The sequence below is a fragment of the Azotobacter tropicalis genome, from assembly GCF_059739045.1.
In genome coordinates, this window is sequence record NZ_AP046059.1 from 2,343,925 (window position 1) to 2,359,044 (window position 15,120).

General features: G+C 69.6%; 1 protein-coding gene and 2 pseudogenes. 1 reads left to right on the forward strand and 2 read right to left on the reverse strand.

The features are described 5' to 3' along the window. Positions 1-3: 3 nt before the first annotated feature. Both Atro_RS11120 and Atro_RS11125 read right to left on the reverse strand, forming a co-directional pair. A pseudogene (locus Atro_RS11120) lies at positions 4-2,126 on the reverse strand (type I secretion system permease/ATPase). A 22-nt stretch (positions 2,127-2,148) separates the two neighbouring features. Continuing rightward, positions 2,149-3,493 (reverse strand): annotated as a pseudogene (locus Atro_RS11125) (TolC family outer membrane protein). A gap of 299 nt (positions 3,494-3,792) precedes the next feature. On the opposite strand from Atro_RS11125, the gene Atro_RS11130 reads away from it, so the two are divergent. Further along, positions 3,793-15,081 carry a retention module-containing protein gene (locus Atro_RS11130; RefSeq protein WP_497922287.1) on the forward strand — a complete coding sequence of 3,763 codons (11,289 nt, stop codon included), beginning with the start codon at positions 3,793-3,795 and terminating at the stop codon, positions 15,079-15,081. Positions 15,082-15,120: the final 39 nt, after the last annotated feature.

Genomic DNA, 15,120 nt, shown 5'->3' on the forward strand with positions numbered 1-15,120 from the left:
TGCTCAGCTGACACGGATCTGCCCCTTCTTCAGCGCTTCCATGATGACCGCCTTCGGCCCGTCGGCGACGATCTGCCCGCGATCGACGATCAGCAGGCGGTCGACCAGGGCGAGCATGGAGGTGCGGTGGGTGACCAGCAGCAGCGTCTTGTCGCCGAGCACCCCGGCCAGCCGCTGGCGCAGGCGCTCCTCGCTGGTGTTGTCCATCGCGCTGGTCGGCTCGTCGAGCAGCAGGATCGGCGGGTCGAGCAGCAGGGCCCGGGCCAGGGCCACGCACTGGCGCTGCCCGCCGGACAGGTTCTGCCCGCGCTCGCCGACCTGCAGCGCATAGCCCTGCGGATGCAGGCGGGCGAACTCGTGCACGCCGGCCAGTTCGGCGGCCTGCAGGACCAGTTCGTCCTCGACGTAGCGCGCGCCCATGGTCAGGTTGTCGCGCAGGGTGCCGGAGAACAGCTGGATATCCTGGGCGACGTAGCCGATGTTGTGGCGCAGGTCGGCGATGTCCAGCTGGCGCACGTCGATGCCGTCGACCAGCAGGCTGCCGGCGTCGGGCTGGTGCAGGCCGACGACGAGCCGGGCCAGGGAGCTCTTGCCCGAGCCGCTGCGGCCGATGATGCCGACCTTCTCCCCCGGCTTGATCAGCAGGTCGATGCCGGTCAGCGCGGCCTGCTGCTGGCCCGGGTAGTGGAAGTCCACCGCGCGGAATTCGAGGGCGCCCTGCAGCGTCTGGCGCTTGAGCGGCTGCTCCCCGTCGCTGCGCTCCTGCGGCAGGGCCAGCAGCTCGTTCACCGAGCGCAGCGTGACCCGCGCCTGCTGGTAGCGGATCAAGAGGCCGGAGAGCATGCCCAGCGGCGCCAGGGCCCGGCTGCCGAGCATGTAACAGGCGATCAGCCCGCCCATGCTGAGCTGGCCGGCGATGATCTGGTAGACCCCGGCGACGATCAGCGCCACGCCGCTGAGCTGCTGCAGCAGGGCGGTGCCGTTCAGCGCCAGGCCGGAGAGCATGCGCGCGCGCAGCTCCAGCCGGCCCAGGGCGCCGATGGTCTGCTCCCACAGGTACTGGCGCTCGCTCTCGGCGTTGCCGACCTTCACCGCATCGAGCCCGGCGAGGGTCTCGATCAGGCCCGACTGGCGCTCGGCGGACAGCGCCATGCTGCGCTCCAGGGTCTCGCCCAGCGGCCGCTGGACGAGCCAGCCGAGCAGCGCGGCGAGCGGGAAGGCGAGCAGCGGAATCCACACCAGATGCCCGCCGATCAGCGCGATGACGGCGAGGATCAGCAGGGTGAACGGCAGGTCGATCAGGCTGGCCAGGGTCAGCGAGGCGAGGAACTCGCGCAGGTTCTGGAATTCGTGGATGTGCTGGGCGAAGGTGCCGACCCGCGCCGGACGATGCTTCATGAGCATGCCGACGATCCGCTCGAACAGCGTGGCGGAGATGATCAGGTCGGTCTTCTTGCCCGCCAGGTCCAGGCAGAAGCCGCGCAGGGACTTCAGCAGCAGGTCGAAGCAGTAGGCGCCGGCCACGCCGATCGCCAGCACCCAGAGGGTGGCCTCGGCCTGGTTGGGCACCACCCGGTCGTACACGTTCATCACGAACAGCGGGGTGACCAGGCCGATCAGGCCGATCAGCAGGCTGGCGGCCAGGGCGTCGGCGTAGAGCCAGCGCGAACGCGCGAGGGTGTCGCGGAACCAGTGGCGGGTGCGCGGGATCAGCTCCCCGTGCTGGGATCGAGGCGGTGCTGGGGCTGGGCGAAGAACACCTGGCCGGCGTAGTCCTCCTCAAGCAGCGCGGCGTCGACCGCGACCTCGCCGCCCTCGCTCTCGCTCAGCAGCAGGCGCGCCCGCCCCTCGGCATCCCAGCCGAGCAGCAAGGCGCTGCGCCCCTCGCGCAGCAGCAGCAGGGCCGGCAGGGCCAGTTTCGGGATCTGCCGCAGGCGGCGGCGCAGCCAGCGTCCGCGCAGGCCGGCGAGCGGCAGGCCGGCGCTCAGCATGGCCCGGCTGGCCGGCTTCTGATGCAGGCGACAGAGCGTCAGCAGACTGTCGAGCAGGGGATCGTCCCAGCGATCGCGGGGATCGCCCTGAATCTGCGGCTGACCGGCGTCGAGCGCCTCCTCGGACTGGCTCATGGCGTGCCCCTGCGCGGCTGTCTCAATCAATGCTCGGCAAGGCCACCCGGGCCCGCACGTCGTCCATCGGCGCCGCGGCCAGGGGCGCGACCACGCCCTGGCTCTGGATCAGCGAGCCCATCACCGCCTTGACCCGGTACTGGCTGTACATCGAGGTGAAGCGGATGTCCTCGCGCCGGCGCGAGGAGGTGAAGAGTTCGTTCTCGCTGTCGAGCAGGTCGAGCAGGGTCCGCTCGCCGATGGTGAACTGCTGCTGGTAGGCGTCGCGCACGCGGCGCGCGCGCTCGGCGTACTGCTCGGAGATCGGGAACTGCTGCTGGGCGTTGCGCATGGCGTTCCAGGCCAGACCGATCTCCTCGTTCAGCACGCGCAGGGTGTTGTTGCGGATGTCCTTGGCCTCGTCGATCTGGTGGGCCTTGGACTGGATGTCGGCCTTGTCGCTGCCGCCGTGGAACAGGTTGTAGCGCATGCGCAGCATGGCCTGCCAGGAGTTGTCGTGGCCGTTGGTGCCGTCCAGGTCGTCGTTGTAGCCGTTGGCCAGCTCCACGTCGAAACGCGGGTAATAGGTGGACCTGGCGGCCCGGTACTGGGCATCGGCGGCCTCCACGTCGGCCTCGGAAGAACGCAGGAAGGGGTTGTTCTGCACCATCTCCTGACGCGCCGCCTGCAGGTCGCCCGGCAGCAGTCCGGCCAGCCCGTCCGGCGCGGCGAGCCCTTCGGCCGGCCGGCCGACCACGCTGAAGTAGTTGACCTGGGCGTCCGCCAGGTTGGTCTGCTCGGTGATGAGGTTGTTGCGTGCCTGCGCCAGGCGCGCCTCGGCCTGCTCCTGGTCGGCCATGCGGCCGACGCCGCGGGCGCTGCGCTGGGTGATCTGCTCGTAGACCCGCTCGTGGCTGCGCAGGTTGTACTCGGCCAGGCGCACGAACTCCTGGCGACGGAGCACGTCCAGGTAGACCTCGGCGGTCTTCAGCGCGGTGCGCTGGGAGATCCCCATCAGCTCCAGCGCCCGCGAGTTCACCGTGGCCCGCTGGCGCGCCACCTCGCTTTTGGTGGCGAAGCCGTCGAACAGCATCTGCTGCAGGCTCAGGTTCGACTCACCGCGGGTCATGGTCTTGTCGTGGTCGCCGCGCTCGCGCGTGCTGGGTTGTCGGAACCCTCCCAGCCGTAGCCCATCAGCAGGTCGACCTTGGGCAGGTACCCCCCTTCGCCGCCTTCAGGCTCTCGTCCCCCGACAACCGGGAATTGACCGCCGCCTGCACTTCCGGGTGGTACTCCAGCGCGCTGCGCATGGCTTCCTGCAAGGTCTGTCCGCTGGCCGGAAGGGATACGGCCAAGGCCAGGGGGAGAAGGGCTGTGAAACGCTTCATGCTCGGACTTCCTTTCAAGCGACCGACTGATTTCGCCCGACAGGACAACGGAGGCGAAACGCCGGGCGAAACCGGCACGCGTTGGGGTCCTGCGGCAGTGCCAATATCGTTTTGATTGCAAAACGATATTGCAGTGACATGTTAGCCCCTATTGTTTAGGATCGCCTTCGCCATGGTCAATACTTTGGCAATATCAATTCGCCAGACCGCAACGCGTCATTTTATTGACTTGCCTTTGCAATGAAAGACGTCGGTTCTCCAGCGGACAGGCCATTCCAGCAAGCGCATGGAGCATCGGTATGAGCAGTGCAGTCGCCGTCGTCAAAAGTGTCACGGGGCAGGTTTTCGTCATCACCACTGAGGGCATCAAGCGGCCGCTCTTCGAAGGGGAACGACTGCTGCCGGGCGAGCAGATCCTCACCGGAGCCGATGGCTCGGTGGTGCTGGAGCTGACCAACGGCGACATCGTCCGGCTCGACAGCTCCAGCACCTGGCAGGCCGTGGCTCAGGGCAACGAAGACACCGAGCGGCCGACCGACGAGCCCGTCTCCGACCTGGAGCGGGCGATCGCCGAGGGCTTCGACCCGACTACCGGACTCGCCCCCACTGCCGCCGGCCCGGGCGCCACGGGTGGCACCAACGCTTCGGGGGGCGGACACACCTTCGTTGTGCTGAACGAAACGGGCTTGCAAGTGGCTCCGGTCATCGGCTACCCGACGCAGGGAATCGACAACGGCTTCGCCGGAGCAACCGAGCGGGACCTGCTCGACCAGCCAGACGAGGATGAAACCCTGCCCGTACCCGGCAACAACGCGCCCCTCGCCGTCCCCGACAGCTTCACCGTCGCCGAAGACGGCAACGTCGTCATTGACGTGCGCGCCAACGACAGCGATCCGGACGGCGACGCACTGACCGTCACTGCCGTCGACGGCCAGGCCATCGCCGAAGGCCAGACCATCGCGGTCGACAACGGCCGCGTCACCCTCAGCAACGGCCAGCTGCTGTTCACCCCGAATCCCGACTACAACGGCCCGGCGTCCTTCGCCTACACCGTCAGCGACGGCGCCGCCACCGCCAGCGCCACGGTCAGCGGCAGCGTCACGCCGGTGAACGATGGGCCGCTCGCCGTCCCCGACAGCTTCACCGTCGCCGAGGACGGCAGCGTCGTCATCGACGTGCGCGCCAACGACTCCGACCCGGACGGCGACGCACTGACCGTCACCGCCGTCGACGGCCAGGCCATCGCCGAAGGCCAGACCGTCGCGGTCGACAACGGCCGCGTCACCCTCAGCAACGGCCAGCTGCTGTTCACCCCGAACCCCGACTACAACGGCCCGGCGGCGTTCGCCTACACCGTCAGCGACGGCACCGCCACCGCCACCGCCACCGCCACGGTCAGCGGCAGCGTCACGCCGCTGAACGATGCGCCCGAAACCCTCGACACCGCCGCCAGCGGCAGCGAGGACAGCGAGGTTCCGGTCACCCTGTCCGGCTCCGACCCCGACGGCAGCATCGCTTCCTTCGTCATCCAGTCGCTGCCGGAAAACGGCACGCTGATGCTCGGCACCACCGTACTGGCCATCGGCAGCGTGGTGCCGGCCTTCGGCAATACCGCCACCCTCACCTTCATGCCGAATGCCGACTGGAACGGCACCACCGGCTTCACCTATGCCGCCATCGACAACGACAGCCTGACGGACGCATCCCCGGCCACGGCCAGCATCACCGTCGAGGCCGTTGGCGAACCCGGCATTGAGGTGCCCGATGCCAACGGTGCCCTCGCCGGCGACGCCAGCATCGCCGAAGACGCCGCCGCGCCGCTCACCGGCAGCTTCAGCCTCGCCGGCGAGGCCGGCATCGCCAGCCTGCAGATCGGCACCACCCTCCTGAGCCTCGCCCAGCTGCAGGCCCTGGCCGGCAGCCCGGTGACGATCGACACCGCCAAGGGCCAGCTGACCCTGACCGGCTTCGACGGCACGACCGTCAGCTACCGTTACGCCGTGGACGGCGCCCAGGATCACAGCGCCGGCGACGCCAGCGTGCTCGACGCCTTCGCCCTGCTGCTCACCGATGCCAACGGCCAGACCGCCAGCGACAGCCTGGACATCCTGATCACCGACACCGTGCCCGTGGCCGAAGGCGAAAGCCACAGCCTGGTCGAGGACGGCGGCAGCTACGAAGCCGCCGGTAACGCCCTGAGCAACGACACGGCCTTCGACGGCCCGGTGAGCTTCGTCGGCTGGAGCGCCGGCAACGCCGCCCAGTACGGCAGCGTCACCCTCAATGCCGACGGCAGCTACCGCTACGTGCTGAACAACGCCCATCCGGCGGTCAATGCCCTGAACGACGGCCAGACCCTCACCGAGACCTTCGCCTACACGGTGCGCGACGCCGACGGCGACGAGGCCAGCGCCAGCGTGACGATCACCATCAGTGGACGCAGCGACGCCCCGCCGCTCGTCTCGGTACCCGACGCCAACGGCGCCCTCGCCGGCGACGCCAGCATCGCCGAGGACGCCGCCGCGCCGATCACCGGCAGCTTCGCCGTCTCCAGCGAGGCCGGCATCGCCAGCCTGCAGATCGGCACCACCCTCCTGAGCCTCGCCCAGCTGCAGGCCCTGGCCGGCAGCCCGGTGACGATCGACACCGCCAAGGGCCAGCTGACCCTGACCGGCTTCGACGGCGCGACCGTCAGCTACCGTTACGCCGTGGACGGCGCCCAGGACCACAGCGCCGGCGATGCCAGCGTGCTCGACGCCTTCGCCCTGCTGCTCACCGATGCCAACGGCCAGACCGCCAGCGACAGCCTGGACATCCTGATCACCGACACCGTGCCCGTGGCCGAAGGCGAGAGCCACAGCCTGGTCGAGGACGGCGGCAGCTACGAAGCCGCCGGTAACGCCCTGAGCAACGACACGGCCTTCGACGGCCCGGTGAGCTTCGTCGGCTGGAGCGCCGGCAACGCCGCCCAGTACGGCAGCGTCACCCTCAATGCCGACGGCAGCTACCGCTACGTGCTGAACAACGCCCATCCGGCGGTCAATGCCCTGAACGACGGCCAGACCCTCACCGAGACCTTCGCCTACACGGTGCGCGACGCCGACGGCGACGAGGCCAGCGCCAGCGTGACGATCACCATCAGTGGACGCAGCGACGCCCCGCCGCTCGTCTCGGTACCCGACGCCAACGGCGCCCTCGCCGGCGACGCCAGCATCGCCGAGGACGCCGCCGCGCCGATCACCGGCAGCTTCGCCGTCTCCAGCGAGGCCGGCATCGCCAGCCTGCAGATCGGCACCACCCTCCTGAGCCTCGCCCAGCTGCAGGCCCTGGCCGGCAGCCCGGTGACGATCGACACCGCCAAGGGCCAGCTGACCCTGACCGGCTTCGACGGCGCGACCGTCAGCTACCGTTACGCCGTGGACGGCGCCCAGGACCACAGCGCCGGCGATGCCAGCGTGCTCGACGCCTTCGCCCTGCTGCTCACCGATGCCAACGGCCAGACCGCCAGCGACAGCCTGGACATCCTGATCACCGACACCGTGCCCGTGGCCGAAGGCGAGAGCCACAGCCTGGTCGAGGACGGCGGCAGCTACGAAGCCGCCGGTAACGCCCTGAGCAACGACACGGCCTTCGACGGCCCGGTGAGCTTCGTCGGCTGGAGCGCCGGCAACGCCGCCCAGTACGGCAGCGTCACCCTCAATGCCGACGGCAGCTACCGCTACGTGCTGAACAACGCCCATCCGGCGGTCAATGCCCTGAACGACGGCCAGACCCTGACCGAGACCTTCGCCTACACGGTGCGCGACGCCGACGGCGACGAGGCCAGCGCCAGCGTGACGATCACCATCAGTGGACGCAGCGACGCCTCGCCGCTCGTCTCGGTACCCGACGCCAACGGCGCCCTCGCCGGCGACGCCAGCATCGCCGAGGACGCCGCCGCGCCGATCACCGGCAGCTTCGCCGTCTCCAGCGAGGCCGGCATCGCCAGCCTGCAGATCGGCACCACCCTCCTGAGCCTCGCCCAGCTGCAGGCCCTGGCCGGCAGCCCGGTGACGATCGACACCGCCAAGGGCCAGCTGACCCTGACCGGCTTCGACGGCAGCACCGTCAGCTACAGCTACCAGGTGGACGGCGCCCAGGATCACAGCGCCGGCGATGCCAGCGTGCTCGACGCCTTCGCCCTGCTGCTCACCGACGCCAACGGCCAGACCGCCAGCGACAGCCTGGACATCCTGATCACCGACACCGTGCCCGTGGCCGAAGGCGAGAGCCACAGCCTGGTCGAGGACGGCGGCAGCTACGAAGCCGCCGGTAACGCCCTGAGCAACGACACGGCCTTCGACGGCCCGGTGAGCTTCGTCGGCTGGAGCGCCGGCAACGCCGCCCAGTACGGCAGCGTCACCCTCAATGCCGACGGCAGCTACCGCTACGTGCTGAACAACGCCCATCCGGCGGTCAATGCCCTGAACGACGGCCAGACCCTCACCGAGACCTTCGCCTACACGGTGCGCGACGCCGACGGCGACGAGGCCAGCGCCAGCGTGACGATCACCATCAGTGGACGCAGCGACGCCCCGCCGCTCGTCTCGGTACCCGACGCCAACGGCGCCCTCGCCGGCGACGCCAGCATCGCCGAGGACGCCGCCGCGCCGATCACCGGCAGCTTCGCCGTCTCCAGCGAGGCCGGCATCGCCAGCCTGCAGATCGGCACCACCCTCCTGAGCCTCGCCCAGCTGCAGGCCCTGGCCGGCAGCCCGGTGACGATCGACACCGCCAAGGGCCAGCTGACCCTGACCGGCTTCGACGGCGCGACCGTCAGCTACCGTTACGCCGTGGACGGCGCCCAGGACCACAGCGCCGGCGATGCCAGCGTGCTCGACGCCTTCGCCCTGCTGCTCACCGACGCCAACGGCCAGACCGCCAGCGACAGCCTGGACATCCTGATCACCGACACCGTGCCCGTGGCCGAAGGCGAAAGCCACAGCCTGGTCGAGGACGGCGGCAGCTACGAAGCCGCCGGTAACGCCCTGAGCAACGACACGGCCTTCGACGGCCCGGTGAGCTTCGTCGGCTGGAGCGCCGGCAACGCCGCCCAGTACGGCAGCGTCACCCTCAATGCCGACGGCAGCTACCGCTACGTGCTGAACAACGCCCATCCGGCGGTCAATGCCCTGAACGACGGCCAGACCCTGACCGAGACCTTCGCCTACACGGTGCGCGACGCCGACGGCGACGAGGCCAGCGCCAGCGTGACGATCACCATCAGTGGACGCAGCGACGCCCCGCCGCTCGTCTCGGTACCCGACGCCAACGGCGCCCTCGCCGGCGACGCCAGCATCGCCGAGGACGCCGCCGCGCCGATCACCGGCAGCTTCGCCGTCTCCAGCGAGGCCGGCATCGCCAGCCTGCAGATCGGCACCACCCTCCTGAGCCTCGCCCAGCTGCAGGCCCTGGCCGGCAGCCCGGTGACGATCGACACCGCCAAGGGCCAGCTGACCCTGACCGGCTTCGACGGCAGCACCGTCAGCTACAGCTACCAGGTGGACGGCGCCCAGGATCACAGCGCCGGCGATGCCAGCGTGCTCGACGCCTTCGCCCTGCTGCTCACCGACGCCAACGGCCAGACCGCCAGCGACAGCCTGGACATCCTGATCACCGACACCGTGCCCGTGGCCGAAGGCGAGAGCCACAGCCTGGTCGAGGACGGCGGCAGCTACGAAGCCGCCGGTAACGCCCTGAGCAACGACACGGCCTTCGACGGCCCGGTGAGCTTCGTCGGCTGGAGCGCCGGCAACGCCGCCCAGTACGGCAGCGTCACCCTCAATGCCGACGGCAGCTACCGCTACGTGCTGAACAACGCCCATCCGGCGGTCAATGCCCTGAACGACGGCCAGACCCTCACCGAGACCTTCGCCTACACGGTGCGCGACGCCGACGGCGACGAGGCCAGCGCCAGCGTGACGATCACCATCAGTGGACGCAGCGACGCCCCGCCGCTCGTCTCGGTACCCGACGCCAACGGCGCCCTCGCCGGCGACGCCAGCATCGCCGAGGACGCCGCCGCGCCGATCACCGGCAGCTTCGCCGTCTCCAGCGAGGCCGGCATCGCCAGCCTGCAGATCGGCACCACCCTCCTGAGCCTCGCCCAGCTGCAGGCCCTGGCCGGCAGCCCGGTGACGATCGACACCGCCAAGGGCCAGCTGACCCTGACCGGCTTCGACGGCGCGACCGTCAGCTACCGTTACGCCGTGGACGGCGCCCAGGACCACAGCGCCGGCGATGCCAGCGTGCTCGACGCCTTCGCCCTGCTGCTCACCGACGCCAACGGCCAGACCGCCAGCGACAGCCTGGACATCCTGATCACCGACACCGTGCCCGTGGCCGAAGGCGAAAGCCACAGCCTGGTCGAGGACGGCGGCAGCTACGAAGCCGCCGGTAACGCCCTGAGCAACGACACGGCCTTCGACGGCCCGGTGAGCTTCGTCGGCTGGAGCGCCGGCAACGCCGCCCAGTACGGCAGCGTCACCCTCAATGCCGACGGCAGCTACCGCTACGTGCTGAACAACGCCCATCCGGCGGTCAATGCCCTGAACGACGGCCAGACCCTGACCGAGACCTTCGCCTACACGGTGCGCGACGCCGACGGCGACGAGGCCAGCGCCAGCGTGACGATCACCATCAGTGGACGCAGCGACGCCCCGCCGCTCGTCTCGGTACCCGACGCCAACGGCGCCCTCGCCGGCGACGCCAGCATCGCCGAGGACGCCGCCGCGCCGATCACCGGCAGCTTCGCCGTCTCCAGCGAGGCCGGCATCGCCAGCCTGCAGATCGGCACCACCCTCCTGAGCCTCGCCCAGCTGCAGGCCCTGGCCGGCAGCCCGGTGACGATCGACACCGCCAAGGGCCAGCTGACCCTGACCGGCTTCGACGGCAGCACCGTCAGCTACAGCTACCAGGTGGACGGCGCCCAGGATCACAGCGCCGGCGATGCCAGCGTGCTCGACGCCTTCGCCCTGCTGCTCACCGACGCCAACGGCCAGACCGCCAGCGACAGCCTGGACATCCTGATCACCGATACCCAGCCGGCCGCCAGCGGCGAAAGCCACAGCCTGGTCGAGGACAGCGGCAGCTACGAAGCCGCCGGTAACGCCCTGAGCAACGACACGGCCTTCGACGGCCCGGTGAGCTTCGTCGGCTGGAGCGCCGGCAACATCGCCCAGTACGGCAGCGTCACCCTCAATGCCGACGGCAGCTACCGCTACGTGCTGAACAACGCCCATCCGGCGGTCAACGCCCTGAACGACGGCCAGACCCTCACCGAGACCTTCGCCTACACGGTGCGCGACGCCGACGGCGACGAGGCCAGCGCCAGCGTGACGATCACCATCGGCGGACGCACCGATGCGGCGCCCACCATCACAGTGGAGGACCGCAACGAGCAGCTGCCCGGCGACGCCAGCATCGCCGAAGACGCCGGCGTGCCGGTCACCGGCAGCTTCAGCCTCGCCGGCGAGGCCGGCATCGCCAGCCTGCAGATCGGCACCACCCTCCTGACCCTCGCCCAGCTGCAGGCCCTGGCCGGCAGCCCGGTGACGATCGACACCGCCAAGGGCCAGCTGACCCTGACCGGCTTCGACGGCACGACCGTCAGCTACCGTTACGCCGTGGACGGCGCCCAGGACCATAGCGCCGGCGACGCCAGCGTGCTCGACGCCTTCGCCCTGCTGCTCACCGATGCCAACGGCCAGACCGCCAGCGACAGCCTGGACATCCTGATCACCGACACCGTGCCCGTGGCCAAAGGCGAGAGCCATGCCCTGGCCGAGGACGGCGGCAGCTACGAAGCCGCCGGTAACGCCCTGAGCAACGACACGGCCTTCGACGGCCCGGTGAGCTTCGTCGGCTGGAGCGCCGGCAACGCCGCCCAGTACGGCAGCGTCACCCTCAATGCCGACGGCAGCTACCGCTACGTGCTGAACAACGCCCATCCGGCGGTCAATGCCCTGAATGCCGGCCAGACCCTGACCGAGACCTTCGCCTACACGGTGCGCGACGCCGACGGCGACGAGGCCAGCGCCAGCGTGACGATCACCATCGGCGGACGCACCGATGCGGCGCCCACCATCACAGTGGAGGACCGCAACGAGCAGCTGCCCGGCGACGCCAGCATCGCCGAAGACGCCGGCGTGCCGGTCACCGGCAGCTTCAGCCTCGCCGGCGAGGCCGGCATCGCCAGCCTGCAGATCGGCACCACCCTCCTGACCCTCGCCCAGCTGCAGGCCCTGGCCGGCAGCCCGGTGACGATCGACACCGCCAAGGGCCAGCTGACCCTGACCGGCTTCGACGGCACGACCGTCAGCTACCGTTACGCCGTGGACGGCGCCCAGGACCATAGCGCCGGCGACGCCAGCGTGCTCGACGCCTTCGCCCTGCTGCTCACCGATGCCAACGGCCAGACCGCCAGCGACAGCCTGGACATCCTGATCACCGACACCGTGCCCGTGGCCGAAGGCGAGAGCCACAGCCTGGTCGAGGACGGCGGCAGCTACGAAGCCGCCGGTAACGCCCTGAGCAACGACACGGCCTTCGACGGCCCGGTGAGCTTCGTCGGCTGGAGCGCCGGCAACGCCGCCCAGTACGGCAGCGTCACCCTCAATGCCGACGGCAGCTACCGCTACGTGCTGAACAACGCCCATCCGGCGGTCAATGCCCTGAACGACGGCCAGACCCTCACCGAGACCTTCGCCTACACGGTGCGCGACGCCGACGGCGACGAGGCCAGCGCCAGCGTGACGATCACCATCAGTGGACGCAGCGACGCCCCGCCGCTCGTCTCGGTACCCGACGCCAACGGCGCCCTCGCCGGCGACGCCAGCATCGCCGAGGACGCCGCCGCGCCGATCACCGGCAGCTTCGCCGTCTCCAGCGAGGCCGGCATCGCCAGCCTGCAGATCGGCACCACCCTCCTGAGCCTCGCCCAGCTGCAGGCCCTGGCCGGCAGCCCGGTGACGATCGACACCGCCAAGGGCCAGCTGACCCTGACCGGCTTCGACGGCGCGACCGTCAGCTACCGTTACGCCGTGGACGGCGCCCAGGACCACAGCGCCGGCGATGCCAGCGTGCTCGACGCCTTCGCCCTGCTGCTCACCGACGCCAACGGCCAGACCGCCAGCGACAGCCTGGACATCCTGATCACCGACACCGTGCCCGTGGCCAAAGGCGAGAGCCATGCCCTGGCCGAGGACGGCGGCAGCTACGAAGCCGCCGGTAACGCCCTGAGCAACGACACGGCCTTCGACGGCCCGGTGAGCTTCGTCGGCTGGAGCGCCGGCAACGCCGCCCAGTACGGCAGCGTCACCCTCAATGCCGACGGCAGCTACCGCTACGTGCTGAACAACGCCCATCCGGCGGTCAATGCCCTGAACGACGGCCAGACCCTGACCGAGACCTTCGCCTACACGGTGCGCGACGCCGACGGCGACGAGGCCAGCGCCAGCGTGACGATCACCATCAGTGGACGCAGCGACGCCCCGCCGCTCGTCTCGGTACCCGACGCCAACGGCGCCCTCGCCGGCGACGCCAGCATCGCCGAGGACGCCGCCGCGCCGATCACCGGCAGCTTCGCCGTCTCCAGCGAGGCCGGCATCGCCAGCCTGCAGATCGGCACCACCCTCCTGAGCCTCGCCCAGCTGCAGGCCCTGGCCGGCAGCCCGGTGACGATCGACACCGCCAAGGGCCAGCTGACCCTGACCGGCTTCGACGGCAGCACCGTCAGCTACAGCTACCAGGTGGACGGCGCCCAGGACCATAGCGCCGGCGATGCCAGCGTGCTCGACGCCTTCGCCCTGCTGCTCACCGACGCCAACGGCCAGACCGCCAGCGACAGCCTGGACATCCTGATCACCGACACCCAGCCGGTCCTCGGCAACCCGGCGCCGGCCGTGCTGAACCTGGGGGCGGGCACGACCGTTATCGGCGATCTCCACCTGCAGCCCATTTTCGATCTGGACGGCGCACGCATTACCCTCACCGGCAAGGTCGACGCCAACGGCCACATCCTCGCCAACATGCTGAACTCGGACGGCAGCACGACCTCGTCCTACCTGACCTACCAGGGCAACAAGCTCAGCTATGTCAGCAACCCGGATGGCTCGCTGACGGCCGTGGTCGCCGGCACGAGCACGGCAGTGTTCACAGCCTCGGCCGACCCGCAGACCGGCCGCTACACCATCGAGTTGCTCAAGGATCTGGACCCGGCCATCACCACGGCGATCCAGAAGGATTTCACCATCTCCGGGGGCAACCAGGACTCCTATACCGTCTCGGCCAGCCTCGGGCAGCAGTTCAGCCTCCTGGCCACCGCCAAGGAGTCCGATGGCTCGGCAGCAACCGTCAACACCAGCAACTTCTCCTTCGGTATTTCCGACGGGCAGAGCATCGACCAAGGCGAACAACTGACCTTCCAGTTCCGCGACCAGTCGGCGAACACCGCAGCCGGCATGTCCGCCGTTAGCCTGACGGCACTGAAGCTGGGGGCTGGCGAAAGCCTCAGCTGGAAGACCTTCGACGCATCCGGCAATTTGATCGGTACGGGAACCGTCTCGGGCACGGGCGGTAGCAATGCTTCGGTTAACTTCAGTATCTCGGATGCAAGCGCGCGGATCGCCAGCATCATCATCACCGGCGACACCGCCAGCACTTCGTTCAAGCTGGAGCTCACGGCCGTTTCCGGCCAGTCCAGCACCCATGCCCAGCAGATCGAACTCTACGCCACCGCCCACGATGGCGATGGCGACAGCAGCGCCCAGCAGAGCCTGAGCGTGACCTTCGAGCCGGAATCGACCCTGACCGCCGGCGCCAGCGGTTCGGCCCTAGGCGGCGACAGCTCGGACAACCTGCTGACCGGCAGCGCACAGAGCGACATCCTCATCGGCGGTGCGGGCAACGACACCCTCAACGGCGGTGGCGGCAATGACATTCTCAATGGCGGCGCTGGCAACGACACCCTTGACGGAGGGACCGGTACGGACATCCTGGATCTATCCGACGCCTCTGCCGGCATCACCTTCACGCTCGTGCAGAGCAGCGCCAACACGACCGTAAACCTCGGCGGGGTCGGGCTGGGCACCGACTCCTACCGCAACATCGAGGGCGTCCAGGGGTCCGATTTCGCCGACACGCTCATCGGCAGCAGCAGCGACGACATCCTCATCGGCGGCAGGGGCGACGACACCCTGACCGGCGGGTCCGGCGCCGACACCTTCGTCTGGCGAAACGGCGACACCGGCAACGACGTAGTCACCGACTTCAATCCCGGCGCAGGCGATACCCTCGACCTGAGCGATCTGCTCCAGGGAGCCACCGAAAGCAACATTCTCGACTTCCTGCAGCTGGACCAGGGCACCTCGACCCTGCAGATCAGCACGACCGGGGAGTTCGGCACTGGCGGCAGCGGAACCGCGGATGCGACCATCCGGTTGCAGGACGGCGCCGGCAATCCGCTGAACCTGTCCGCCTATGGCTCCTCGGCGGAGCAGATCATCACCGCGATGGTCGAGCAATCGGTCGCCAAGGTGGAGCACAGCTGACCGGCCCGCCCCGCCGCCCTCCGGCGGCGGGGTATCGGT

Bases quoted from the DNA above. Each gene is read 5' to 3' on its own strand.
- Atro_RS11130 (WP_497922287.1), top strand. From the start codon at position 3,793: ATGAGCAGTGCAGTCGCCGTCGTCAAAAGTGTCACGGGGCAGGTTTTC.